Raw genomic sequence first — 23,884 nt, forward strand, 5'->3', positions numbered from 1 at the left:
GGCCAGTCTACGGGCTGTGCGCTTCAGCCTGCATTCAGGCTGCGCCGCTAGGCTCGCCGCCTTTTGCGCCCATGCGTCCTTCCGTCCCCCTGGCCGCCACGCTCGGCTCCCTGGCGCTGCTGCTGGCCTGGGACGCCGGTGGCGGCGACCTGTGGCTGGCGCAGCAGTCCGGCACGCCGGCCGGCTTCCCGCTGCGCGACGCGTTCTGGCTGGCCTCGGCCATGCACCGGGGCGGCAAGACGTTGAGCTGGGCGCTGGTGCTGGGCCTGCTGGCCATGGTGCGCTGGCCGGTGGGCCTGTTCCGGGAACTGGCGCGCGCCGAGCGCTGGCAACTGGTGCTCGGCACGCTGGCGGCGGTCGGTGCGGTCACGCTGCTCAAGCATGCCAGCCACACGAGCTGCCCGTGGGACCTGCGCGCGTTCGGCGGCACGGCGGCGCATGTCTCGCACTGGGCCTGGGGCGTGCGCGACGGCGGGCCGGGCCACTGCTTTCCGGCCGGCCACGCCTCGGCCGCCTTCGCCTTCGTCGGTGGGTGGTTCGCGCTGCGGCGGCGGGCGCCGCGCGCCGCGGCGTGCTGGCTGAGCGCGGCCCTCGCGGCGGGGCTGGCGTTCGGCATCGGGCAGCAGTTGCGCGGCGCGCACTTCCTCAGCCACACGCTGTGGAGCGGATGGGTGTGCTGGACGGTGGGCTGGGCCGTCGATGCGCTCGTGCGCGCCACGGTGCGCCGCCAGGACGCGAAGCGCGACACCAAGCTGAACGCTGTCTGAGCGGCGCGTTCAGGGGCGTTTCAGTGCCGGTTTCGAGACTGGCGGCATGTCAGCCCTGCCGCCCGTCTTCCTGCCTTCGCGCGCCGCGTCTTCCCGGTTCCCGCCGTTCCTCACCGACCTGACGGCCCGCGCCGTGGCCTGGCTGGACCGCCCGCGCTCGGTGCGCAGCGTGGTGTGCTGGCTGGCCGTGTACCTGCTGCTGGCGGCCAACTGGCCGCTGTGGGCCGAGCTGGCGCGCATCGGCCGCGCGCCCAGCGTGTACCTGCCCGCCGTGCTGGGCATGGCCTGGCTGCTGCTGAGCGGCACGGTGGCGCTGCTGGCGCTCACCGCCTGGTCGCGCTGGATGAAGCCGCTGTGGATGGCGCTGGTGGTGGTCGCGGCGGTGGTGCAGTACTACGCGTTCGCCTACCGCATGGTGATGGACCCGTCGATGGCCGCCAGCGTGCTGCAGACGGACCCCGGCGAGGCGCGCGACCTGCTGAGCCTGCGCCTGCTGGTCAGCGTGCTGCTGGTGGCGGCGCCGGCCGTGCTGTGGCTCGCGCGCGTGCCGCTGCTGCCGGAGCGCTGGTGGCCGCGCCTGTGGCGCAACGCCCTGCTGCTGATCGCGGCGCTGGCCGCGTGCGCAGCCGGCGCGGTGGCGATGTCGCGCGTGCTGGCGCCGCTGATGCGCAGCGAGCCCCACCTGCGCTACATGATGAACCCGCTGGCCGCCGTGTATTCGACCGGCGCCGCGGCGCTGCGGCCGATGTTCCAGCGCAGCCGCCCCTTGCTGCCGATCACCGCCGGCGCGGCGCTCGGGCCGAGCTACGCGGCGCAGGCGAAGCCGCCGCTGCTGGTGCTGGTGGTGGGCGAGACGGCGCGCGCCGACCACTTCGGGCTGAACGGCTATGCGCGCGACACCACGCCCGAGCTGGCGGCGCGCGGCGTGCTGAGCTGGCGCAACGTCCACTCGTGCGGCACCAGCACGCTGGCCTCGGTGCCGTGCATGTTCTCGCACCTGGGCCGACAGGGCTACGAGGACCGCGGCAGCGAGCACGAGAACCTGCTGGACGTGCTGCAGGCCGCCGGCCTGGCCGTGCTGTGGCTGGACAACCAGGGCGGCTGCAAGGGCGTGTGCGAGCGCGTGCCCCATGCGCAGGTGAACGACGCGGCCGCCGTGGCGGCGCATCCGGCGCAGTGCGGCGGCGACGAATGCCTGGATGCATTGCTGCTGGAGGGCCTGGACCGGCGCATCGCCGCACTGCCGCCGGAGCGCACGGCGCGCGGCGTGGTGCTGGTGCTGCACCAGCTTGGCAGCCACGGCCCGGCCTATGCGAAGCGCTCGCCGCAGGCCTTCAAGCGCTTCCTGCCGGAGTGCCGCACCAACACGCTGTCGGAATGCAGCAACGCCGAGCTGATGAACGCCTACGACAACTCGATCGCCTACACCGACCACTTCCTCGCCGGCACGATCGACTGGCTGAAGGCGCAGTCGGCCCGCTACGACACCGGGATGCTGTACATGAGCGACCACGGCGAGTCGCTGGGCGAGTACGGCCTGTACCTGCACGGCATGCCATACCGCCTGGCGCCGGAGGTGCAGAAGCACGTGCCCTTCGTCGCCTGGCTCGACGGCGGCCTGGGCCGGCGCGCCGGCCTCGCCGGCGGCTGCCTGCGTGCCGGCACCGAGGCCGAACTGACGCACGACAACCTCTATCCCACCGTGCTGGGGCTGATGGACGTGAGGAGCCCGACCTACCGCGGTGCGCTCGATGCCTTCGCGCGCTGCCGCGCGGCGGACCCAGCCTGATCCGCGACCACTGCTACTTCTTCTCGCGCGGCACGCGGCCCATCAGATAGAACTCGGGGTTGGGCTGCATGCCGCTGAAGCTGGCCAGCCGGTTCGACAGGCCGAAGAAGGCGGTGATCGCCGCGATGTCCCAGATGTCCTCGTCGTCGAAGCCGTGCGCGTGCAGCGCGCCGAAGTCGGACTCGTCGACCTCGTGCGAGCGCTGGCAGACCTTCATCGCGAACTCGAGCATGGCGCGCTGGCGCGGCGTGATGTCGGCCTTGCGCCAGTTCACCGCCACCTGGTCGGCCACCATCGGCTTCTTCTCGTAGATGCGCAGCAGCGCGCCGTGCGCCACCACGCAGTACAGGCACTGGTTGGCCGCGCTGGTGGTGGTGACGATCATCTCGCGGTCGCCCTTGCTCAGGTTGCTGGTGCGGCCCGCGCTCTCGGGCTCCATCAGCGCGTCGTGATAAGCGAAGAAGGCGCGCCACTCGGCAGGCCGCCGCGCCAGGGCGAGGAACACGTTGGGCACGAAGCCGGCCTTCTCCTGCACTTCGAGCACCTTGGCGCGGATGTCCTCCGGCAAATCCTTGAGTTCGGCGAGGGGGTAGCGGTCGGTCATGGCGTGTCTCCTGGGTCACCTGGGAACGGGCGGGCGTCTATCGCCGCGATGAAGGCAATCAACTTCACGCGCGGGCCCGGGCTTTTTAACATTTGCAGACCATGAAGCTGCTTTCCCGTCCCCGTCGCATCCTCGGCCTGGTCATCAGCGCCGGCGGCCTGGCCGCGAGCGTGTCCCAGGGCCTGTCGCTGCTGTGGCATTGATGCCGACGGCGCCGGGATTGCCGGCGACGTCCCACAACGGCAGCCGGCGCGCCGTGGCACATTGCGGCGGATGCATTCCGCGATCCGCATCCGCACGCTCGCCGGCCTGCTGCTCGCCGCGGCGCCCCTTGCGGCCGCCTGGGCCGACGAGGTGAAGCTGCCGGTGGACAGCGACGACAAGGGCAGCGTCTACGTCGCGCCGAAGCTGGCGCCCACCGAGACCTCCATGCACACCGAGGGCGCCGTCGTCGGCGTCGAGCGCAAGGACGGCAGCGGCCTGTACGGCGGCATGGATACCTCCTTGACGCGGCCGAGCTATTCGATGGGCGGGAGCACCGGCGGGGCCGTCTCGCTCACCGGCGGCGTCGAGTCGGACGGCAGGGAAAGGCACGGCGTCAAGGCCGGCATCCGCATCAGGTACTGATGCCGGGGCCGGCCGGCGCGGGCGCGTCCACCGCCGCGTCCCGGTCGCTCTCGTCCCGCAGTTCCACGCCCGTCAGTCCGCGCCGCAGCGCCTCGCGCACCAGCCAGGCCAGCTTGAAGGCGGCCGCCTCGTAGCCCAGCCCCTCGGGCCGCACGTTCGAGATGCAGTTGCGCTGCGCGTCGTGGCAGCCGACGCGTGGCCCGTGGGTGAGGTAGATGCCCAGGCTGTCCGGCGAACTGAGGCCGGGCCGCTCGCCGATCAGCATCACGGCCAGGCGCGCGCCGAGGCATTCGCCCACCTCGTCGGCCAGCGCCACGCGCGCCTGCGTGGCGATCACGACCGGCGACCAACGCAGGGAGGAAGGCAGGCGGGGCTGCAGCGCCGCCAGCAGCGGCGCCGCGTGCCGCGCCACGGCCAGCGAGGACAGGCCGTCGCCGACCACCACGCACAGGCCCGCCCCGGTGCCGGGCCGGTGTGCGGCGATGCGCCGTGCGTCCTCCTCGTCCAGGCGGCGGCCCAGGTCCGGCCGGCGCAGGTAGGTGGCGCGGTCGGGCGCGCGGCTGTGCACCTGCAGCACGGGCCGGCCCAGCGCCTGCAGGGCCGCCGACAGCGCCGGCACGTCCAGCGCGGCATGGATGGCGTCGCGCGCCATCGCGTGCGCCCAGCCGAAGCGCAGCGTCTCGTCGGTGGGCAGGGCGGCGCCGGCGCGCCCCAGCGCCAGGCGCGCGGGCGTGGCGGCGCGCCATGCCTGCCAGGGGTCGGGCGTGACGAGGGGCGGGGTGTCTCCGCTCACTGGGCTACCCTCCGTGCTTCGCACTGCGGGTGCGAGCGCCTTCGGAGCGGCCGGGCGGCACTCATTGCAGCGCCTTCAGCGCGTTCATCTGGTTCGCCAGCCGCCCGGCGACGGGCGGCGCGAGCCGGCCCTCGGCATCGGTGATGCCCATGCGCTGCAGCCAGGCCTCGAACTCGGGCGCGCGCTTCAGGCCCAGCGTCTGCCGCAGGAAGAGCGCGTCGTGGAAGGAAGTGCTCTGGTAGCCGAGCATCACGTCGTCGGCCCCCGGCACACCCATGATGAAGTTGACGCCCGCCGCGCCCAGCAGCACCAGCAGGTTGTCCATGTCGTCCTGGTCGGCCTCGGCGTGGTTGGTGTAGCAGATGTCGCAGCCCATCGGCAGGCCGAGCAGCTTGCCGCAGAAGTGGTCCTCCAGCCCGGCGCGGATGATCTGCCTGCCGTCGTACAGGTACTCGGGGCCGATGAAGCCGACCACCGTGTTGACCAGCAGCGGCCGGTAGCGCCGCGCCAGGCCGTAGGCGCGCGCCTCGCAGGTCTGCTGGTCGACGCCGTGGTGCGCGTCGGCCGACAGGGCGCTGCCCTGGCCGGTCTCGAAGTACATGCAGTGGTCGCCCACCGTGCCGCGCGCCAGCGACAGCGCGGCGGCGTGCGCCTCGTCCAGCAGCGCGGGCGAGACGCCGAAGCTGCGATTGGTCTTCTCGGTGCCGCCGATGGACTGGAACACCAGGTCCACCGGCGCGCCGCGCTCCATCAGCCGCAGCGTGTGGGTGACGTGGGTGAGCACGCAGCTCTGCGTCGGGATGGCGAAGCGCGAGATCAGCTCGTCCAGCATGCGCAGCAGGCCATCGAGTGCCGCCTGGCTGTCCGAGGCGGGGTTGATGCCGATGACCGCGTCGCCCGCGCCGTACAGCAGCCCGTCGAGCGTGGAGGCGGCGATGCCGCGCGGCGCGTCGGCCGGGTGGTTGGGCTGCAGCCGCACCGCCAGGTGGCCGGGCTGGCCCAGGGTGTCGCGGAAGGCCGCCGTCACGTGGCACTTGCGCGCCACGGCCACCAGGTCCTGGTTGCGCATCAGCTTGGAGACGGCGGCGGCCATCTCGGGCGTGAGGCCGGGCGCCAGCGCGGCCAGCGCCTGCGGCGTGGCGGTATCGCCCAGCAGCCAGTTGCGCAGGTCGCCGACCGTCAGGTGCGCGACCGGCGCGAAGGCGGCCGCGTCGTGCGTGTCGATGATCAGGCGGGTGACGTCGTCCTCCTCGTAGGGAACGAGCGCCTCGTCGAGGAAGCGCGCGAGCGGCGTCTCGGCGAGCACGTAGCGCGCCGCCATGCGCTGCTGCGCGCTGGCGGCGGCGATGCCGGCCAGCGCGTCGCCCGAGCGGGGCGGGCTGGCGCAGGCCATGACCTGCCGCAGGTCCGCGAAGCCGAAGACCTGGCCGCCGAGGGTGGTGCGATAGCGCATGACGCGGACCTGCAGGAGCGGTGCCAGTCCGCCATCGTAGACAAGGAAGCGCGGCGCCGCACGCCGGGCCGCGCACCGGCCGTCCGGCCTAGGGCCTGTTAACCCTATGGAAGGGGATCGCGTTGCTTCGCAAAGGGGCTGGATGCAAGGCGCCCGCGCGCAGCAAGGCTGGCGCCTTGCAAGCGCGGGCAACGCCGCAGACGGCCCCTTTGCGAAGCAACCCGGAGGGAAGCTCATCCCAGCCCGCCCCTCGGCGTTGCGCTCCTTGTGCGTGCGGACGCACGCACGGCGTCGCGCGCCTTGATGGGCGGGCTGGGATGAGCTTCGCGACCCCTTCCATAGGGTTAACAGGCCCTAGCCTTCAGGGAGGAATCGGCCGGCGCGGCATCGGACTATCTTGCTGTCGCACACGAGCTCGAGGGGGTGCGACATGGCGAACGCGGACGACATGGCCTGGTTCAAGCGGAACTTCCACGGGCCGATGGCGCGGGCGGTGCGAGGCACGCCGATCACCGTCGACTTCCTCACCGCGCTGGCCTGCCAGGAGACGGGCGAGGTCTGGCCCCTGCTGCGCAGGAAGCTGCCGGACGTGGACCGGGTGCTGGCCCTGTGCGTGGGCGACACCATCGACCGGCGCTCCGCCTTCCCGGCGAGCCGGGCCGAGCTGCTGGCCGCGCCGCGCGGGCAGGAGATGTTCGCGATGGCCCGCCAGGCGCTGGTGGACATGGCCCGCTTCGTCCAGGGCTACGAAGCCGTGGCGAGGCAGCCGGCCAAGTACTGCCATGCCTTCGGCGTCTTCCAGGTGGACATCCAGCACTTCAGGAAGGACCCGGACTACTTCCTGGACCGGACCTGGGCCGGGTTCGAGGGCACGCTCGATCGCGCGATGGGCGTGCTGCGCTTCGCGCTGAACAAGCGCGGCTTCGAGGGCCGCGCCGCGCTGTCCGACCTGGAGCTGGCCACCGTCGGCATCGTCTACAACACCGGCGGCTTCCGCGCCTCGGCCGGGCTGAACCAGGGCTTCCGGCCGCCCGGCGGCACGTTCTACGGGCAGGCGCTGTTCGACCTCATCCGCCTGGCCCACACCGTGCCCGACCCCGGCGCCGCCGGCCCGATGCTGGCGGTGCCGCCGGCCGGCGAGGCGCTGGTCGCAGCGCCGTTGCCGGTGGGTGCGGGCGGCACGCCGATGAAGGTGACCGTGAGCGAAGGCATGCTGCGCCTGCGAAGCGCGCCGGAGATCAGCGACCCGCCGCAGAAGAACGTGGTGGCGCACCTGCCCGACGGGCATCCCGTGCGCGCGCACTCCGGGCCGGTCAAGGGCTTCTTCGGCATCGAGACCAGCCTCAAGGGCGCGCTGATCCGGGGCTTCGCCTCGGCCCGGTTCCTGGTGGCGGACGCGCCGGATGCGCCGATCGAACTCACGCGGCCGGCGCCGACGCCGCCGGCGGCCGGCATCGTGGCCGTCCACATGCCCGCGAAGGCCGGCCTCGTCACCTGCCGGCGCGACCCGGCCACCGCCCGCTCCGTCGACGAGAAGAACGCGCCCGGGCGCACCGGCACCACGCCCGACGAACTGCGCCGCGAGCTGGCCGCCATCGTGGCCTGGCTGGGCGTGGACAACCCGCAGTTCCTGCGCTACCGGCCCACGCGCACGGCCACCTTCTGCAACATCTACGCGCACGACTTCTGCCGGCTGGCGGGTGTGTACCTGCCGCGCGTGTGGTGGAGCAGCCCGGCGCTGCTGCGGCTGGCGGTGGGCGCGCAGGTCCGGCCGCTGCTGGGCGACACCATCGTCGAGATGCGGGCCAACGACCTGTTCCGCTGGCTGCGCGACTTCGGGGCCGACTTCGGCTGGCGCCAGGCCGGCACGCCGACCGAGCTGCAGGCCGAGGTGAACCTGGGCGCCGTCGGCGCCATCGTGGCGCGCCGCAAGGAGGAGGGCCGCTCCGGCCACATCGCGATGGTGGTGCCCGAGGCTGCCGACCGGCCGGCCCGGCGCGACCGCGGCGGCGCCGTCACCGCGCCGCTGCAGAGCCAGGCCGGCGCCGACAACTTCCGGTACGGCACCGGCCGCGCGAACTGGTGGAACGGCGAGCAGTTCGCCGAGAGCGCCTTCTGGCTGCATGCCTAGGCGTCGATCTCCAGGTTGTCGATGAGCCGCGTGCTGCCGAGCCGGGCGGCGGCCAGCACCACCAGCGGTTCGCCGCCCGCCGGGGGCTGCAGGTCGGCGCGCCGGCGGATCGCCACGTAGTCCGGCTGCCAGCCGCGTGCCGCCAGCGCGGCGGCCGCCCGCGCCTCGATGGCGCCGAAGTCCCGCTCGCCCTCGCGCACGGCCTGGGCGACCGCGCGCAGGGCATCGGGCAGCTCGCGGGCCTGGATGCGTTCCTGCGGGCCGAGGTAGCCGTTGCGCGAGGACAGCGCCAGGCCGTCGGCGGCGCGCTCGGTCGGTGCGCCGACCACCTCGATCGGCAGCGCGAACTGCCGCACCATGTGGCGGACGACCATGAGCTGCTGGTAGTCCTTCATGCCGAACACCGCGAAGCGCGGCTGCACGCAGGCGAAGAGCTTCATCACCACCGTGCACACGCCGGTGAAGAAGCCCGGGCGGAACGCGCCTTCGAGCGTGTCGGCGAGCAGGGGATCGGGATGCACTTTGCAGGTCTGCGGCTCGGGGTAGAGCGCCTTCTCGTCCGGGGCGAAGAGCACGTCGCAGCCGGCCGCGCGCAGCTTCTCGCAGTCGCTGTCCCAGGTGCGCGGGTAGGTGTCGAAGTCCTCGTGCGGCAGGAACTGCAGCCGGTTCACGAAGATGCTCGCGACGCTGACCTCGCCGAGCGTCCTGGCCCTGCCGACCAGCGCCAGGTGGCCGTCGTGCAGGTTGCCCATCGTCGGGACGAAGGCGCTGCGGCGGCCGTCGCCGAGGAGGCTGCGCAGCTCGGGGATCGTTCTTGCGATCTGCATGGTGGAGTCGTTGCGTGGAAAGATGCGGCAGGCGCGCGCGGCGGCTACCAGGCGTGCATGCCGTCATCGGGGAAGCTGCCGTCCTTCACCGCGAACACGTAGGCCCGCAGCGCGTCCTCGATGCTGCCGGCGCCGGCCATGAAGTTGCGCACGAACTTCGGCGGCCTGCCCAGGTGGATGCCCAGCATGTCGTGCATCACCAGCACCTGGCCCGAGGTGCCGCGGCCCGCGCCGATGCCGATGGTGGCGCAGTGCGCAAGCTCGGCCGTGACCGTGCCGGCGAGGGCGGCCGGCACCATCTCGAGCACGAGCATCGCCGCGCCGGCGTCCTGCAGGGCGCGTGCGTCCTCGCGCAGGCGCACCGCCGAGGCCTCGTCGCGGCCCTGCACCCGGTAGCCGCCGAGCGCGTGGACCGTCTGCGGCGTCAGCCCGAGATGCCCGCACACCGGGATGCCCCGTTCGGTGAGGAAGCGCACCGTCTCCGCGGTCCAGCCGCCGCCCTCCAGCTTGACCATCTGCGCACCGGCCTGCATCAGCGCGGTGGCGCTGCGCAGGGCCTGCTCGCGCGATGCCTGGTAGCTGCCGAAGGGGAGGTCGGCGACCAGCCAGGCGCCGCCGCGCACGCGGCGCAGGCCGCGCGCCACGCTGTCGGTGTGGTGGCGCATCGCATCGAGCGACACGCCGACGGTGCTGTCCAGCCCCTGGCAGACCATGCCGAGCGAGTCGCCGACCAGGAGGCAGTCGATGCCGGCCGCATCGGCGACGGCGGCGAAGGTGGCGTCGTAGGCGGTCAGCATGGCGATCTTCTCGCCACGCGCATGCATGTCGGCCAGGCGCGCGAGGGTCACGGCCTTGCGGGGCGCGGCCGCGGCACCGGGGGATTCGGCCGTCTCAGCGATCGACATGGCGGGGACTCAGATCGCCAGCGCCTGCGTGTCGGCGGTCTGGACCGGAATGCCGGAATGCACTTCCTTGACCTTGTTGGCCGCGTCCACGAACACCAGCCGCGGCCGGTGCGCGGCCACGCGCTCCTCGCCGACCAGGCCGAAGGCCGCGATGATGAGCAGGTCGCCCACGCAGGCGCGCCGTGCGGCGGAGCCGTTGACCGAGACGATGCCGGAGCCGCGCTGCGCGCGGATCGCGTAGGTCACGAAGCGCTCGCCATTGGTGACGTTCCAGACGTGGATCTGCTCGTTGTCGGCCAGGCCCGCCGCGTCGAGCAGGTCCTCGTCGATGGCGCAGGAGCCTTCGTAGTGGAGTTCGCAATCGGTCACCGACGCGCGGTGGATCTTGGACTTGAGCAGGGTGCGGAGCATGGGGGCAGCGTCCTCGGGGATGAAAACCGGGGTCAGGCGCCCAGCGGCGCGAGCAGGGTCGGCGCGGCGCGGGGCGCGGGATGCGGGTGGTCGAGGCGGTAGTGCAGCCCCCGGCTTTCGAGGCGGGAGCGCGCCGACTGCACGATGAGGTCGGCCACCTGCACCAGGTTGCGCAGCTCGACGAGATCGCGCGTGACCCTCGCGCTCCCGTACAGGGCCTCGGTCTCGCGCCGCAGTTCGACGATCCGGCCGGCGGCGTCATCCAGGTCGCCGCCGGTGCGCACGATGCCCACGCGCTCCCACATGAGGCGGCGCAGGCCGTCGAGGCGGTCCGCGATGCCGCGCGGATCGGCGGCATGCGCCGATGCGCTCCGGCAGGGCCGGGCGCTGGATGCGGTGCGGACAGGCGTGTCCGCGATCTGCCGCGCCGCCGCGCGCGCGAACACCATGCATTCGACCAGCGAGTTGCTCGCGAGCCGGTTGGCGCCGTGCAGCCCGGTGCAGGCGGTCTCGCCGACCGCGTAGAGGCCCGCCACGTCGGTGCGTCCCTGCAGGTCGGTGACGACGCCGCCGCAGGTGTAGTGGGCGGCGGGCACCACCGGGATCGGGTCGCGGGTGATGTCGATGCCGTACTGCGCACAGCGTGCCAGGATGTTGGGGAAGTGGTGGTGCAGGAAGTCCGCGCGCTGGTGCGAGATGTCGAGCAGCACGCAGTCGAGCCGGTGCTTCTTCATCTCGGCGTCGATCGCGCGCGCCACCACGTCGCGCGGCGCCAGCTCGGCGCGCGGGTCGTGCGCGGGCATGAAGCGCCGGCCGCCCGCGGATGCCGGCAGCCGGAGCACGCCGCCCTCGCCGCGGACCGCCTCGCTGATCAGGAAGGACTGCGCCTCGGGATGGCACAGCGAGGTCGGGTGGAACTGGATGAACTCCATGTTCGACACGCGGCAGCCCGCCCGCCATGCGGCCGCGATGCCGTCGCCGGTGGCGGTGCCGGGGTTGGTCGTGTGCAGGTAGACCCGGCCTGCGCCGCCGGTGGCGAGCACGGTCACCGGCGCGTGGAAGGCGACGACTTCGCCGGTGGATTCGTCCAGCGCGTAGGCGCCGGCACAGACGGGGGCGCCGTACGCCGTGCCGCCGCCCGCGATGAGGTCGACCAGCGCGTGATGCTCGAAGAAGCGGATGCCGGCCGAGCGCCGCGCGGCGTCGATCAGCGTGCGCTGCACCGCCGCGCCGGTGGCGTCCGCCGCATGCACGATGCGGCGCCGGCTGTGGCCGCCCTCGCGGGTGAGGTGCAGTTCGCCGCCTTCCAGCGAGAAGGGCACGCCCAGCTCGCGCAGCCAGGCGATGCAGCCGGGCGCGCCTTCGACCACCCGCCGCGTGGCCGGCAGGTCGCACAGGCCGGCGCCGGCCACCAGCGTGTCGTCGATGTGCGCGTCGATGCTGTCCTGCGCGTCGAGCACCGCCGCGATGCCGCCCTGCGCCCACTGGCTGGCGCCGTCGGACACGGCGCGCTTGGTCAGCACCGCGACGCGGTGCGTGGGCGCGAGGTGCAGGGCCGCGGTCAGGCCCGCGAGGCCGCTGCCGACGACCAGCACGTCGAAGTCGAGCGACGAGGCCATCGTCAGGCCGCCCCGATGCCGGCCGTGATGCCCGGGGCCGTCCCGCCTGCCTTGAGGGCGGCCGTGAAATCGAGCATGCGCGCGATCGGCACCCGGGCGCGCTCGCCGACGGCGGCATCGACGTGCACCTCGTTCGCGCCGGTCTCCAGCGCGCGGACGACGCCCGCCAGGTCGTTCATCGCCATCCAGGGGCAGTGGGCGCAGCTCTTGCAGGTGGCGCCGTTGCCGGCGGTGGGCGCCGCGATGAAGGTCTTGTCCGGGTTGAGCGTGCGCAGCTTGTGCAGCAGGCCGGTGTCGGTGGCGACGATGAATTCGCGCGCGTCCATGCGCGCCGCCGCCGACAGGATGGCGGCGGTGGAGCCCACCGCGTCCGCCAGGGCGATCACGTCGGGCGGCGACTCCGGATGCACGAGCACGCGGGCGCCGGGGTGCTCTTCCTTCAGCAGTTCGAGCTCCAGCGCCTTGAACTCGTCGTGCACGATGCAGGCGCCGTCCCAGCTCAGCAGGTCGGCGCCCGTCTCGCGGCGGATGTAGTCGCCCAGGTGGCGGTCCGGCGCCCAGAGGATCTTGCGGCCCTGCGCCGTGAGCGCGCGCACCACGTCGAGCGCGCAGCCCGAGGTCACCATCCAGTCGGCGCGGGCCTTCACGGCGGCGCTGGTGTTGGCGTAGACGAGCACGGTGCGGTCCGGGTGCTGGTCGCAGAAGGCGGCGAACTCCTCCGCGGGGCAGCCCAGGTCGAGCGAGCAGGTCGCGTCCAGGTCGGGCATCAGCACGCGCTTGCCGGGCGAGAGGATCTTGGCCGTCTCGCCCATGAAGCGCACGCCGGCGACGACGAGCGTGCGCGCCGGATGGTCCCGGCCGAAGCGGGCCATCTCCAGCGAATCGGCCACCAGGCCGCCCGTTTCTTCCGCCAGGTCCTGCAGGTCGGGATGCACGTAGTAGTGCGCCACCAGCGCCGCCTGCTGCTGCACGAGCAGTTCGCGGATGCGCTCCTTGAGACGGGCCCGCTCGGCGCGCGAGGGTTCGGGCGGGACGCGCGCCCAGGCGTGGCGCGTGCTGCATGCGCCGCCCGCCGCGCGCGGCGCGGGCTGCTCGAAGTCGATGCTGACCAGGCCGTCCATCCCTCAGGCCCCTTCGAAGCGCATCGAGAAGTCGATCGCCTTCACGTCCTTGGTGAGTGCGCCGACCGAGATGCGGTCGACGCCCGTCTCGGCCAGCGCGCGGACGGCCTCCAGGGTGACGCCGCCGGAGATCTCCAGCGTCGCGCGCGCGTCGCCCGCGGCATCGTTGATGCGGACGGCCTCGCGCAGCGTCGCCAGGTCCATGTTGTCCAGCAGCACCATGCGCGCGCCGTGGGCGAGCGCCTCGTCGAGCTGCGCCAGCGTCTCGACCTCGATCTCGATGAACTGCGCGGCGCTGCCGGCATGCCGCGCCGCCGCGAGCGCCTGGGCGATGCCGCCGGCGGCCGCGATGTGGTTCTCCTTGATCAGGATGGCGTCGTACAGGCCGATGCGGTGGTTGAGGCCGCCGCCGGTGCGCACGGCGTACTTCTGCGCCAGGCGAAGGCCCGGCAGCGTCTTGCGCGTGTCGACGATGCGTGCGCGCGTGCCCTCGACCGCGTCGACATGGGCGGCGGTGCGCGTGGCGACGGCGCTGAGCAACTGCAGGAAATTCAGCGCCGACCGCTCGGCGGTGAGCAGCGGCCGTGCGCGGCCTTCCAGCTCCAGGACGACCTCGCCCGCCGCGCACCGCTCGCCTTCTCGGCGCAGCCAGCGGATGCCGGCCCGCGGGTCCAGCGCGCGGATGACGGCATCGACCCAGGGCGCGCCGCACAGGACGGCCGGCTCGCGCAGCACGACCCGGGCGCGGGCCCGGGCCTCGGGCGGCACGAGCGCCGCGGTGAGGTCACCGGTCCCGGCGTCCTCCTGGAGGGCACGCTGCGCATCGGCCTGGGCGAGTTCGGGAACGGAAACCGGGGGAGAGACGGGGGAGGGCGAGGCGGGGGAACTGGACATCGGCGCGGAGCGGAAACCGGGGAGGCTGCCCATGCCTGCGGGCAGGCGGGCAAAAAAGTGGGCGGACTCTAGGCGTTCGGCGGAGCCGGTCCAAAGACCGTTTTGTTATTTACGTTATGCGAACTGCCGCTAAAACGCCTTCTTCTTGCGGGAAACCGATTTCAATGCCGGTACGGGCGCGGAAAACCGGTCAACTCCCGGCCGGGTGGCGGCAGTTCGTTACACAAATGTGGCGCCAGCGGATCGGGTGGCGCTCAAGAAGCCCTGCACCGTGGGCGCTGCGCATAATGCCTTCCCCTTTTTTCACCCATTTCCAAGGCATGGCCATCGTGAGACCGTTCCTCGTCAGCACCTTCTTCGCTTCCCTGGCCCTGGCCGGCGCCGTGCACGCCCAGCAGGCCGCGGCGCCCGTCACGCTGCCCAGCGGCCTGGTCTACCAGAGCGTCAAGGAGGGCACCGGCCCCAGCCCCGCCGCCACCGACACCGTGCGCGTGCACTACCGCGGCACCTTCCCCGACAGCGGCAAGGAGTTCGACAGCTCCTATTCGCGCAACGAACCCACCGAGTTCCCGCTCAACCGCGTCATCCCCTGCTGGACCGAAGGCGTGCAGAAGATGAAGGTCGGCGGCAAGGCCAAGCTGGTGTGCCCGCCCGCCATCGCCTACGGCAGCCGCGGCGCGGGCGGGGTGATCCCGCCCAACGCGACGCTGAACTTCGAGATCGAGCTGCTCGCCGTCAAGGGACGTTAAGGGGCGCTGACCGCTGCCGCGCCGGCGCGCCCGCGTCCCAGCATGGTGGCGGCCGCCAGCGCCGCCGCCACCAGCGCGGCGCCCAGCAGCATCGCGCCCGGCACGCCGCTGCCGTCCACCACCCGGCCGCCCAGCGTGGCGCCGGAGGCGATCGCCACCTGGAAGGCCGTCACCAGCATCGCCTGGCCGGCCTCGGGCGCGTCGGGCAGGGAGCGCAGCATCCAGCCCGTGGCCGCGCCCGGCACCATGCCGAAGGCCACGCCCCAGGCCAGCACCACCAGCGCCGCCGCCACGAAGCCGCTGCCGGCCAGCGTGGAGGCCAGCAGCGCCAGCGCCAGCAGCGCGGTGGTCGCCATCATCCCGGCGCGCGCGCTGCGCGCCACGATCAGCCCGACCAGGAAGTTGCCCGCGAAGCCCGCCGCGCCGTAGGCGAGCAGCAGCGCCGTCACCTGCGCGGCCGAGAGCGCGAACACCTGCAGCAGCAGCGGCTTGAGGTAGGTGTAGGCGGCGAAGTGGCCCATGACCATCAGCACCACTGCGATCAGCACCGCGCGCGGCCGGGCGCGGCGCAGCGGCGTCAGCAGGTCGGCCGGGCGGATGGCGCGCGCCGGCGGCAGCGCCGGCAGCAGGCGCCACTGCGCCAGCAGCACCGCCAGCGTGAGCGCCGCCGAGGCGGCGAAGGCGAAGCGCCAGCCGGCCAGGCTGCCCAGCAGCGAGCCGGCCGGCACGCCCAGCACCGTGCTCACCGACACGCCCGCCAGCACCAGCGAAAGCGCCCGCGCCTGGGCGGCCGGCGGCACCATCTGGCCGGCCACGCCGGGCGCGAAGGTCCAGAAGCCGCCCACGGCCGCGCCCAGCATCAGCCGCGCCGCCAGCATGGTCGCGAAGTCGGGCGCCAGCGCCGCGAGCAGGTTGGAGGCGAGCAGCAGCGCCGTCAGCGCCAGCATCACGATGCGCCGGTCCAGCCGGCCCGCGGCCACGCTCAGCGCCGGGCCGGCCAGGGCAGCCACCACGCCGGGCATGGTGACCATCAGCCCGGCCACGCCGTCGGACACCTGCAGGCCGCGCGCGATGTCGGTCAGCAGGCCGATGGGCATGAACTCGGTCGAGACCATCACGAAGGTGCCGACCGCCACCGCGCCGACGGCGGGCCAGGCGGCGCGGGCGTGCGGCGGTGCGGCGGCGGGGGATGCGGCGGCCGGCAGCGCGCCGTCGCAGGTGGGGCAGTGGGAAGACATGGCGTTCCTGTTCTGTCGGGAAAAGGCGGTCGAAACAGCGAACGCCCGAGTGTGTCGGCCGGCGCGGGGCCGACCAAGCCACCCTGCGCCAGTGCAGTGTTTCGCTGGCGCTCACAATGAATGAACGAATTCGGCAGCAAGACCCGGGATGCCCGGAGGCGACGCGCTGCCTACAGTCCTTCCCATCGACACCGAAAGGAAGGCCCCCATGAACATGACGACCCGCTCCGAACTGCAGGCTGCCGCCACCGTCGCCGACCCGCGCTGGGCCGCGGTGGCCTCGCGCGATGCCGAGGCCGACGGCCGCTTCTTCTATTCCGTGCGCACCACCGGCGTGTACTGCCGGCCCTCGTGCGGCGCGCGCATGCCGCGGCCGGAGAACGTGGCCTTCCACGACACGGCCGCGGACGCCGAGCGGGCGGGCTTCCGTCCGTGCCGCCGCTGCCGGCCCGACGCGCTGGCGCCGGCGCAGCAGCAGGCCGAGCTGGTGGCCCGGCTGTGCCGCGAGATCGAGGCCGCCGAGCAGCCGCCCACGCTGGCGATGCTGGCCGAGCGTGCCGGCCTGAGCCCGCGGCACCTGCAGCGCACCTTCAAGGCCGTGACGGGCCTCACGCCGCGCGCCTGGGCCGCGGCGCAGCGCGGCCGGCGCGTGCGCGCGGCGCTCGAGCGCGGCGAGGGCAGCGTGACGGACGCGATCTACGACGCCGGCTACGGCGCGCCCAGCCGCTTCTACGAGGCCGCGGACGACCTGCTCGGCATGACGCCCGGCGCCTGGCGCGCCGGCGGCGAGGGCGCCGACATCCGCTTCGCCATCGGCCAATGCTCGCTGGGCGCGATCCTGGTGGCGCGCAGCGGGCGTGGCGTGTGCGCGATCGCGCTCGGCGACGACCCCGACGTGCTGGCGGCCGAGCTGCAGGCGCGCTTTCCGCGGGCGCGGCTGATCGGCGGCGACGCCGACTTCGAGCGGCTGGTGGCGCAGGTGGTGGGCCTGATCGAGTCGCCCGGCCTGGGCACCGAGCTGCCGCTGGACGTGCGCGGCACCGCCTTCCAGCAGCGCGTGTGGCAGGCGCTGCGCGCGATCCCGCCGGGCCGCACTGCCAGCTACGCGGAGATCGCCGAGCGCATCGGCGCCCCCTCGGCCACGCGCGCGGTGGCGCAGGCCTGCGCCGCCAACCCGCTGGCGGTGGCGATCCCCTGCCACCGGGTGGTACGGCGCGACGGCGGCCTCTCGGGCTACCGCTGGGGCGTGGAGCGCAAGCAGGCGCTGCTGGATCGCGAGGGCGCCGCACGATGAGCGACGAGGCCGCGGCGCAGCGCGTGCAGCGGCGGCTGGCAGCGGTGGACTGGGACGGCGTCGAGCGCGCGCTCGATGCCGAGGGCCATGGGTTGATCCCTTCCCTGCTCACGCCCGACGAGTGCCGCGCGGCGGCGGCGCTCTATGCGCAGCCCGCGCAGTTCCGCAGCCGCGTCGTGATGGCGCGCCACGGCTTCGGCCAGGGCGAGTACCAGTATTTCGCCTACCCGCTGCCGCCGGCGGTGGCGGCCCTGCGCGGCGCGCTGTACGCGCGGCTGGTGCCCGTGGCCAACCGCTGGCAGGCGACGCTGGGCCTGCCGGCGCGCTTTCCGCCGGCGCATGCCGACTTCATCGCACGCTGCCATGCGGCCGGCCAGCTGCGGCCCACGCCGCTGTTGCTGCGCTACCGCGAGGGCGACTACAACTGCCTGCACCAGGACCTGTACGGCGACGAGGTCTTCCCGCTGCAGGTGGTGGTGCTGCTGTCGGCGCCGGGGCACGACTTCGGGGGCGGTGAGCTGGTGCTGACCGAGCAGCGCCCGCGCATGCAGTCGCGGCCCATGGTGCTGCCGCTGCAGCAGGGCGATGCGGCCGTGATCGCGGTGCACCACCGGCCGGTGCAGGGCACGCGCGGCGCCTACCGCGTCAACCTGCGGCACGGCGTGAGCCGCGTGCGGCGCGGCGAGCGCCACACGCTGGGCCTCATCTTCCACGACGCCGCATGAACGGCTCAGCGCCGCAGCGCGACCCAGGCGGCCGTGCCCGCCAGCAGCAGCGCCACGGCGACGTACGGCGCGCCGGGCGCGATGGCGTACAGCAGCGTGCCGGCCAGCGGCCCCAGCACGATGCCCAGCCCCTGCGCCGCGCCCACCGAGCCGGCGGCGGAGCCCTGCTCGTGCGCCTCGACCGCATTGGCCGCCAATGCGGAGAAGGCCGGGAACACCCAGCCCATGCCGGCCGCGGCGACGAAGAAGCAGGCGCCGAGCAGCCAGGCGTCGTGCACCAGCGCCGTCGCCCCGAAGCCCGCGGCCGCCACGAGGCTGCCGATGCGGATCAGCCGCAGCGGCGTCCAGTCGAGCCGGCGCACCAGCAACTGCGAGCCGATCAGCGCCACGCCCACCGAGGTCAGCGCCATCCCTGCCGCACGCGCGGCCGGGCCGCTGGCCAGCCCGAGCTGGTCGATGGCGAAGAAGCCGACCGTGATCTGCGCGATCGCCACGCAGAACATCGCCACGAAGGCCACCGCCATCGGCGCGCGCAGCCGCGCGTCGCCCAGGCCGAGCGTGCGGGGCAGGTCCGCATGCCGGCGCTCGGCGCGCGGCAGGCCCTTCCACAGCACGCCGAAGGCCGCCAGCGGCAGCAGCGCCGTGGCATACAGCGGCAGGCTCAGGCTCGACTGCGCCAGCCCTGCCGCCAGCGCCGGCCCCAGCACCATGCCGACCGCGTTGGCCGCGCCCAGCGAGGCCATCGCGCCGGCACGATGGCCGGGCGCCACGTGGTCGGCCACCAGCGCCAGCCCGGTCGAGGGGATCGCCGCGTAGAACGCGCCCACGGCCCCGCGCGAGACCAGCAGGCCCAGGAAGACCAGCCCGGCGGCCGGCAGCACGTGCAGCGCCACCACCAGCACCGCGCACATGGCCCAGTAGGCCAGGCCGAAGCCGCCCACGCCGGCCAGCAGCACCGGCCGGCGCCCGTGCCGGTCGCTGGCCTGGCCCCAGGGGCGCGACAGCAGCATCCACAGCACGCCGCCCACCGTGACGGCCATGCCCGCCTGCCAGGGCGCCAGCCGGAGCACCCGCGCCATCGGACCGACCAGCGACACGAAGGCCATCATGGCCATGGTGCAGGCGAGGTTGGCGAACAGCAGCGGCCTGAGGCTGAACGCCGGGCCCGGGGCGGCGCCGGCCGGCAGCGCGGCGGCGTGGTCGGGAGAAGAGGGCATGTCGGTTCTGCGGTTGTTGTTGAAATTGAGAATAGTTCTCAATTGATATGGATGCAACCCATGGCGCGCTGCCAGCAGGGTCTGCGGCGCGCCTACAGTGCCGGCCATGACCGCTGAGTTGTTCGACCCCGGAACCGATGCCCTCGCCGCGGCGCCGCTGGCGCTGGAGCCGGGCGCCTGCGTGCTGCGCGGCTTCGCGTTCGACCGGGCCGCGGCGCTGCGCCGTGAACTCGACGCCGTGCTGGCCGCGGCGCCGTTGCGCCATCTCGTCACGCCCGGCGGCAAGCCCATGTCGGTGGCGACGACCAACTGCGGCGCGCTCGGCTGGGTGAGCGACCGCGCCGGCTACCGCTACACCGCCAGCGATCCGCTGAGCGGCCGCGCCTGGCCGCCGATGCCGCCGTCCTTCTATAGGCTCGCCGTGGACGCCGCGGCGCGGGCCGGCATCGCCGCCTTCGCGCCCGACGCCTGCCTGATCAACCGCTACGTGCCCGGCGCCCGGCTGACGCTGCACCAGGACCGCGACGAGCGGCGCATGGACCAGCCCATCGTCTCGGTCTCGCTCGGCCTGCCGGCGGTCTTCCTGTGGGGCGGGCCGAAACGGTCGGACCGCGCGCGGCGCGTGCCGCTGGTGCACGGCGACGTGGTCGTGTGGGGCGGGCCGGCGCGGCTGCACCACCACGGCGTGCTGCCGCTGGCCGAGGGCGAGCACCCCTTCATGGGCGCGTGCCGCATCAACCTGACCTTCCGCTGCGCGGGCTGAGCGGGCGCCTCAGAGCTGGAAGGCCAGCGTCAGCAGCAGCCCTTCCGCCAGATCGCGCATCAGCCCGGGCCGGCGCGGGCGGTAGGCCTCGCCGGCCGAGGCTGTGCGCTCGACCCACTGCGCCAGCCAGTCGATCTGCACCGGGTCGTAGAACACCACCGCCGCCTCGTGGTTGAGCAGCAGGCTGCGCTGGTCGAGGTTGATCGAGCCGCACAGGGCGAGGTCGTGGTCTACCACCACGGCCTTGGCGTGCGCCATGAAGGGCAGCATGCGGAAGGCCACGCCGGCGCGCGCCAGGTCGCGCATCGCGCGGCTGCGCACGAAGTCGGCGAGGCGGTGGTTGGAGCGCCGCGGTATCGCGATCGTGACCTGCACCCCGCGCCGGGCCGCCAGCCGCAGCGCATCGCGCAGGCCGTCGCCGGGCACGAAGTAGGGCGTGATCGCCAGGATGCGCCGCTCGGCGCGGAAGCAGGCGCCGATCAGCAGCGCGGCGGCCGTGTCCTCGGTCTGGTCCGGCCCGCTGGGCAGGAACTGGGCGAGCGCGCCGCCCGGCACGGCCGGCAGCGAGGCCACCGGCCGGGGCGGCTCGCGCGTCACCGAGGTCCAGTCCTGCTCGAACTGGCGCGCCGCTGCCGCGGCCACGTCGCCGCGGATGTCGAAGGACAGGTCGCGCCAGGGCTCGGGATGCGCCGCGTTGCCGCAGAAGTACTCGCCCGCCAGGTTGCGGCCGCCGCTCCACAGCCAGGCGTCGTCGGCGATGGTGAACTTGCGGTGGTTGCGCAGGTTGCGCGGCCCGCTGCGGTGCAGCCCGAAGATCGGGCGGAACACCTTGACCTGCCCGCCGGCGGCGCGCAGCGCCTCGAAGTGCCGCTGCGGCAGCTGCAGCGCGCCGAAGCCGTCGAGCAGCACGCGCACCCGCACCCCCGCGCGCGCCCGCGCCGCCATGCGCTCGATGGCCTCGCTGCCCAGCGCGTCGTCCCCGATGATGAAGGTGCACACGTCCAGCGTGCGGCGGGCGCCGTCGATCACCGCCCACAGCGCCGCGCGCGCGTCCACGCCGTCGGCATGCAGCCGCACGGCGCAGGCGGACGGGGCGGCGAGGCCGAAGGCGTCGATCAGCTCGGCCGCCCAGTGCGGCGACGGCCCGCTGCGCGCCGCCCGGGGCGTTCCTGCCGGACGCAGCTTGCGCCGGCCGAACATCAGGTACATGGGCAGCGCGACGTAGGGCATCAGCAGCATGCCCATCACCCAGGCGATGGCGGCGGTGGGCGCCCGCTGCTCGCGCCGTCCGCGGGTGGTCAGCACGTACACCAGCAGCGCGAGCACCACCGCGAGGAAGTGCTGCGAGATGCTGGGCAGCCAGGAAGCGAAGGAATGGAACATGCGAGGCCGGAGCTTCGCACAGCCTCGCCGCGGCTTGCGTCCAAGCCCCGGGGTGCCGGCGGGGCGCTCGCGCGCCGGCGGACGGGCGGCCTCAGCGTGTCGGCGGCGGCGCGGCGCGGGCCGCGCGGGCGCGGGCCAGGGCGGCTTCCACCACGCTGCGCTTGCGCGCCTGGGCGTCGGTCTCGCTGGCTGCGGCGGCGTCGGGTGCGTCGTCCGGCAGGTCCAGCCGGCGCCGTGCGCGGTGGGCCGCGTAGCGCGTGCGGGCCTCCTGCGCCTGCGCCGCGGACCAGGCCGCCCAGCCGGTCTTGCCGGGGGTGGCCGGCTCCAGGCCGATGCAGTCCACCGGGCATACGGGGATGCACAGTTCGCAGCCGGTGCAGTGCGCTTCGACGACCGTGTGCATGCGCTTGTGGATGCCGACAATGGCGTCGGTGGGGCAGGCGTCCAGGCACTTGGTGCAGCCGATGCACCAGGCCTCGTCGATGACGGCCAGGCTGCGCGGGCCTTCGGCGCCGAAGGCCGGGTCCAGCGGACGCGGCGCCTGGCCGGTGAGGGCCGCCAGCCGGCGCACGCCTTCCTCTCCGCCCGGCGGGCACTGGTCGATGCCGGCCTCGCCGCGGGCGATGGCCTGCGCGTAGCCGGCGCAGTCGGGCCAGCCGCAGCGCGTGCACTGCGTCTGGGGCAGGGCGTCGAGCAGTCGGTCGGCCAGGGTGTTCATCGGGGCGGCGGGGGCGGGCCGGATGGCCCGCAGGGACTCGTCAGGCGCGCGGGCGTTTGCCGCGGCCGGGAGCGGCCACCGGCGCCGCGGAAGGGCGGCGCGCGGCGCGCTTGCGCGCGGTGGCAGGCGCCTTCGACGCCGCCGCGCGGGGGGCGGCCGCGGGCTTGCCGGCGCGCGCGGGCGCATGGATCGTGTCTTCCGCCGACACGCCGTTGCGGCGCGTCGGCCGGGTCTGCGGCGCATCGTGCGTGGCGATGAAGTCGCGCACCTGCGGGTACACGCGGTCGCGCCAGCGGCGGCCGCTGAAGATGCCGTAATGGCCCGCGCCCTGCACCTCGAGGTGGTGCCGGCCGTCGGCGGGGATGCCGGTGCACAGGTCGTGCGCCGCCTTGGTCTGGCCCGAGCCGGAGATGTCGTCCAGCTCGCCTTCGACCGTGAGCAGCGCGCTGGCGCGGATGTCCTGCGGCCGCACCAGCTCGACGCGGCCCCCGGGGTCTTTCACCTCCCAGGTGCCGTTGACGAGGTCGAAGTCCTGGAACACCGTGCGGATGGTCTCCAGGTAGTAGTCCGCGTCCATGTCGAGCACGGCGTTGTACTCGTCGTAGAACTTGCGGTGCGCCTCGGCGCTGGCGTCGTCGCCGCGGATCAGGTTCTTGAAGTAGTCGTAGTGGCTGGTCGCGTGGCGGTCGGGGTTCATCGCCACGAAGCCGGTGTGCTGCAGGAAGCCGGGGTAGACCCTGCGCCCCTCGCCGGGGAAGCCCTGCGGCACCCGGTAGATGACGTTGTTCTCGAACCACTCGAAGCTCTTGTTCGTCGCCAGGTTGTTCACCGAGGTGGGCGACTTGCGGGCGTCGATGGGGCCGCCCATCATGGTCATGGTCAGCGGCACCTGCTCGCCGCGGCTGGCCATCAGCGAGATGGCCGCCAGCACCGGCACGGTGGGCTGGCACACGCTCATCACGTGGCAGTTGCCGTACTCGGACTGCAGGTGGCGGATGAACTCCTGCACGTAGTTGACGTAGTCGTCCAGGTGGAACTCGCCCTCGGCCAGCGGCACCAGCCGGGCGTTCTTCCAGTCGGTGATGTAGACCTTGTGGCCCTGCAGCATGGTGCGCACCGTGTCGCGCAGCAGCGTGGCGTAGTGGCCCGACAGCGGCGCCACGATCAGCACCACCGGCTGGCCCTTGAGCGTCTCCAGCACCCGCTCGTCGTCGGTGAAGCGCTTGAAGCGGCGCAACTGGCAGAAGGGCCTGTCGATCTCGACGATCTCGTGGATCACCACGTCGGTGCCGTCGACATTGACCGTCTTGATATCGAACTCGGGCTTCTCGTAGTCCTTGCCCAGGCGGTAGAGCAGGTCGTACCCGGCGGCCACGCGCTGGGCCATGGGCAGTTGCCTGAACATGGCGCCGGAGGTGAAGAGCTTGGAGGCGGCCTGCGCGAAGTCGGCGAAGGGCTCCATCAGCGAGCGTTGTGTTTCGTAGAGTTGGTACAGCATCGGGGGCGGAGCAGGCAGTTTCGCTGCAGTGCAATATAACGCCGCGTCTTGAAGGCGCGATCCGCACAAGTACCGTTGGCGACGCTCCGGCGCCGGTCCACCGTCTTTCAAATGTGAAAAATGTCACATCTTTGGCACCCCTAGGCTGAATCGACATTCAGGGCGACGAACATGGGAGATGAGACGATACGGGCAGGAGGAAGCCAGCCTGAATGTCTCGCCCGATCCGCTACGAACTGACAGATCACCAATGGAAGCGTCTTGAGGGTTTGCTGCCCGGCAAAGCCTCGGACCCTGGGCGCAGTGGCGCAGACAACCGTGCCTTCGTCAATGGCGTGCTGTGGGTGCTGCGCTCGGG

General features: G+C 73.3%; 23 protein-coding genes. 9 read left to right on the forward strand and 14 right to left on the reverse strand.

Going from position 1 to position 23,884, the window contains the following annotated elements; genetic code table 11:
* Nucleotides 1-71 precede the first annotated feature (71 nt).
* On the forward strand, nucleotides 72-767 hold the full coding sequence (locus tag Q392_RS19715; protein ID WP_051953779.1) for a phosphatase PAP2 family protein: 696 nt from the start codon (nucleotides 72-74) through the stop codon (nucleotides 765-767).
* Nucleotides 768-813: 46 nt separating this feature from the next.
* Nucleotides 814-2,556: a phosphoethanolamine transferase gene (locus Q392_RS19720; RefSeq protein ID WP_084217223.1), complete on the forward strand. Its 1,743-nt coding sequence runs from the start codon at nucleotides 814-816 to the stop codon at nucleotides 2,554-2,556.
* Nucleotides 2,557-2,569: 13 nt separating this feature from the next.
* Here the strand turns inward: Q392_RS19720 and Q392_RS19725 are convergent, their stop codons facing one another.
* Nucleotides 2,570-3,160 (reverse strand): peroxidase-related enzyme, encoded by a 591-nt coding sequence (locus Q392_RS19725; protein ID WP_038211400.1) that lies wholly within the window; start codon nucleotides 3,158-3,160, stop codon nucleotides 2,570-2,572.
* Nucleotides 3,161-3,433: 273 nt separating this feature from the next.
* Here Q392_RS19725 and Q392_RS19730 point away from each other — a divergent pair, with 273 nt between their 5' ends.
* Nucleotides 3,434-3,787, forward strand: a complete 354-nt coding sequence (locus Q392_RS19730) for a hypothetical protein (protein ID WP_245610761.1) — start codon at nucleotides 3,434-3,436, stop codon at nucleotides 3,785-3,787.
* Here the strand turns inward: Q392_RS19730 and eutC are convergent.
* Nucleotides 3,777-4,580: an ethanolamine ammonia-lyase subunit EutC gene (gene eutC / locus Q392_RS19735; RefSeq protein WP_038211402.1), complete on the reverse strand. Its 804-nt coding sequence runs from the start codon at nucleotides 4,578-4,580 to the stop codon at nucleotides 3,777-3,779. The genes Q392_RS19730 and eutC overlap by 11 nt on opposite strands.
* Nucleotides 4,581-4,641: 61 nt before the next feature.
* Complete coding sequence (locus tag Q392_RS19740; protein WP_038211403.1) at nucleotides 4,642-6,033, reverse strand: ethanolamine ammonia-lyase subunit EutB; 1,392 nt, start codon at nucleotides 6,031-6,033, stop codon at nucleotides 4,642-4,644.
* 430 nt (nucleotides 6,034-6,463) lie between these two features.
* On the opposite strand from Q392_RS19740, the gene Q392_RS19745 reads away from it, so the two are divergent.
* The gene (locus Q392_RS19745; RefSeq protein ID WP_038211404.1) at nucleotides 6,464-8,164 is read left to right on the forward strand and encodes a hypothetical protein; all 1,701 of its coding nucleotides are present in this window, start codon (nucleotides 6,464-6,466) and stop codon (nucleotides 8,162-8,164) included.
* On the opposite strand, the gene panC is transcribed toward Q392_RS19745, so the two are convergent.
* Genes panC through nadC form a run of 6 tightly spaced genes read right to left on the reverse strand, consistent with a single transcriptional unit; the run spans nucleotide 8,161 to nucleotide 13,941 of the window.
* Nucleotides 8,161-8,991, reverse strand: coding sequence for a pantoate--beta-alanine ligase (gene panC, locus Q392_RS19750; RefSeq protein WP_038211405.1), 831 nt, complete (start codon nucleotides 8,989-8,991; stop codon nucleotides 8,161-8,163). The two genes, Q392_RS19745 and panC, sit on opposite strands and share 4 nt — an antisense overlap.
* Before the next feature lie 44 nt (nucleotides 8,992-9,035).
* Nucleotides 9,036-9,896, reverse strand: a complete 861-nt coding sequence (gene panB, locus Q392_RS19755) for a 3-methyl-2-oxobutanoate hydroxymethyltransferase (protein ID WP_038211406.1) — start codon at nucleotides 9,894-9,896, stop codon at nucleotides 9,036-9,038.
* Nucleotides 9,897-9,905: 9 nt separating this feature from the next.
* The gene (panD, locus tag Q392_RS19760) at nucleotides 9,906-10,307 is read right to left on the reverse strand and encodes an aspartate 1-decarboxylase (RefSeq protein WP_038211407.1); all 402 of its coding nucleotides are present in this window, start codon (nucleotides 10,305-10,307) and stop codon (nucleotides 9,906-9,908) included.
* 32 nt (nucleotides 10,308-10,339) lie between these two features.
* Nucleotides 10,340-11,926 carry an L-aspartate oxidase gene (gene nadB / locus Q392_RS19765; protein ID WP_038211408.1) on the reverse strand — a complete coding sequence of 529 codons (1,587 nt, stop codon included), beginning with the start codon at nucleotides 11,924-11,926 and terminating at the stop codon, nucleotides 10,340-10,342.
* A gap of 2 nt (nucleotides 11,927-11,928) precedes the next feature.
* Complete coding sequence (gene nadA, locus Q392_RS19770) at nucleotides 11,929-13,047, reverse strand: quinolinate synthase NadA (protein ID WP_038211411.1); 1,119 nt, start codon at nucleotides 13,045-13,047, stop codon at nucleotides 11,929-11,931.
* Nucleotides 13,048-13,050: 3 nt separating this feature from the next.
* Nucleotides 13,051-13,941 (reverse strand): carboxylating nicotinate-nucleotide diphosphorylase, encoded by an 891-nt coding sequence (nadC, locus tag Q392_RS19775; RefSeq protein WP_038211413.1) that lies wholly within the window; start codon nucleotides 13,939-13,941, stop codon nucleotides 13,051-13,053.
* Between the two features lie 365 nt (nucleotides 13,942-14,306).
* Here nadC and Q392_RS19780 point away from each other — a divergent pair, with 365 nt between their 5' ends.
* Complete coding sequence (locus Q392_RS19780; protein WP_245610762.1) at nucleotides 14,307-14,690, forward strand: FKBP-type peptidyl-prolyl cis-trans isomerase; 384 nt, start codon at nucleotides 14,307-14,309, stop codon at nucleotides 14,688-14,690.
* Here the strand turns inward: Q392_RS19780 and Q392_RS19785 are convergent.
* Nucleotides 14,687-15,928, reverse strand: coding sequence for an MFS transporter (locus Q392_RS19785; RefSeq protein ID WP_051953781.1), 1,242 nt, complete (start codon nucleotides 15,926-15,928; stop codon nucleotides 14,687-14,689). The genes Q392_RS19780 and Q392_RS19785 overlap by 4 nt on opposite strands.
* Nucleotides 15,929-16,136: 208 nt before the next feature.
* On the opposite strand from Q392_RS19785, the gene ada reads away from it, so the two are divergent.
* Together ada and Q392_RS19795 are read left to right on the forward strand one after the other, a co-directional pair.
* Nucleotides 16,137-17,222, forward strand: a complete 1,086-nt coding sequence (gene ada, locus Q392_RS19790; RefSeq protein ID WP_051953782.1) for a bifunctional DNA-binding transcriptional regulator/O6-methylguanine-DNA methyltransferase Ada — start codon at nucleotides 16,137-16,139, stop codon at nucleotides 17,220-17,222.
* Nucleotides 17,219-17,947: a 2OG-Fe(II) oxygenase gene (locus Q392_RS19795; RefSeq protein ID WP_038211415.1), complete on the forward strand. Its 729-nt coding sequence runs from the start codon at nucleotides 17,219-17,221 to the stop codon at nucleotides 17,945-17,947. The genes ada and Q392_RS19795 overlap by 4 nt, the downstream gene beginning before the upstream one ends.
* A gap of 5 nt (nucleotides 17,948-17,952) precedes the next feature.
* Here the strand turns inward: Q392_RS19795 and Q392_RS19800 are convergent, their stop codons facing one another.
* On the reverse strand, nucleotides 17,953-19,164 hold the full coding sequence (locus tag Q392_RS19800; protein WP_038211418.1) for an MFS transporter: 1,212 nt from the start codon (nucleotides 19,162-19,164) through the stop codon (nucleotides 17,953-17,955).
* Between the two features lie 106 nt (nucleotides 19,165-19,270).
* Here Q392_RS19800 and alkB point away from each other — a divergent pair, with 106 nt between their 5' ends.
* Nucleotides 19,271-19,927: a DNA oxidative demethylase AlkB gene (alkB, locus tag Q392_RS19805; RefSeq protein ID WP_038211421.1), complete on the forward strand. Its 657-nt coding sequence runs from the start codon at nucleotides 19,271-19,273 to the stop codon at nucleotides 19,925-19,927.
* 9 nt (nucleotides 19,928-19,936) lie between these two features.
* Here alkB and Q392_RS19810 read toward each other — a convergent pair whose 3' ends face one another.
* The 3 genes from Q392_RS19810 to Q392_RS19820 form a co-directional block, all read right to left on the reverse strand.
* Complete coding sequence (locus Q392_RS19810) at nucleotides 19,937-21,310, reverse strand: phospholipase D-like domain-containing protein (RefSeq protein ID WP_038211423.1); 1,374 nt, start codon at nucleotides 21,308-21,310, stop codon at nucleotides 19,937-19,939.
* A 91-nt stretch (nucleotides 21,311-21,401) separates the two neighbouring features.
* Nucleotides 21,402-22,028, reverse strand: a complete 627-nt coding sequence (locus tag Q392_RS19815) for an RnfABCDGE type electron transport complex subunit B (protein ID WP_038211424.1) — start codon at nucleotides 22,026-22,028, stop codon at nucleotides 21,402-21,404.
* A 40-nt stretch (nucleotides 22,029-22,068) separates the two neighbouring features.
* Nucleotides 22,069-23,526 carry a polyhydroxyalkanoate depolymerase gene (locus Q392_RS19820; protein ID WP_038211425.1) on the reverse strand — a complete coding sequence of 486 codons (1,458 nt, stop codon included), beginning with the start codon at nucleotides 23,524-23,526 and terminating at the stop codon, nucleotides 22,069-22,071.
* A gap of 212 nt (nucleotides 23,527-23,738) precedes the next feature.
* On the opposite strand from Q392_RS19820, the gene Q392_RS32080 reads away from it, so the two are divergent.
* Nucleotides 23,739-23,884 (forward strand): transposase (locus tag Q392_RS32080; RefSeq protein WP_157008087.1); only part of this gene is annotated, 146 nt, incomplete at its 3' end.

This window comes from Xenophilus azovorans DSM 13620 (assembly GCF_000745855.1).
GTDB classification, from domain to species: Bacteria; Pseudomonadota; Gammaproteobacteria; order Burkholderiales; family Burkholderiaceae_C; genus Xenophilus; species Xenophilus azovorans.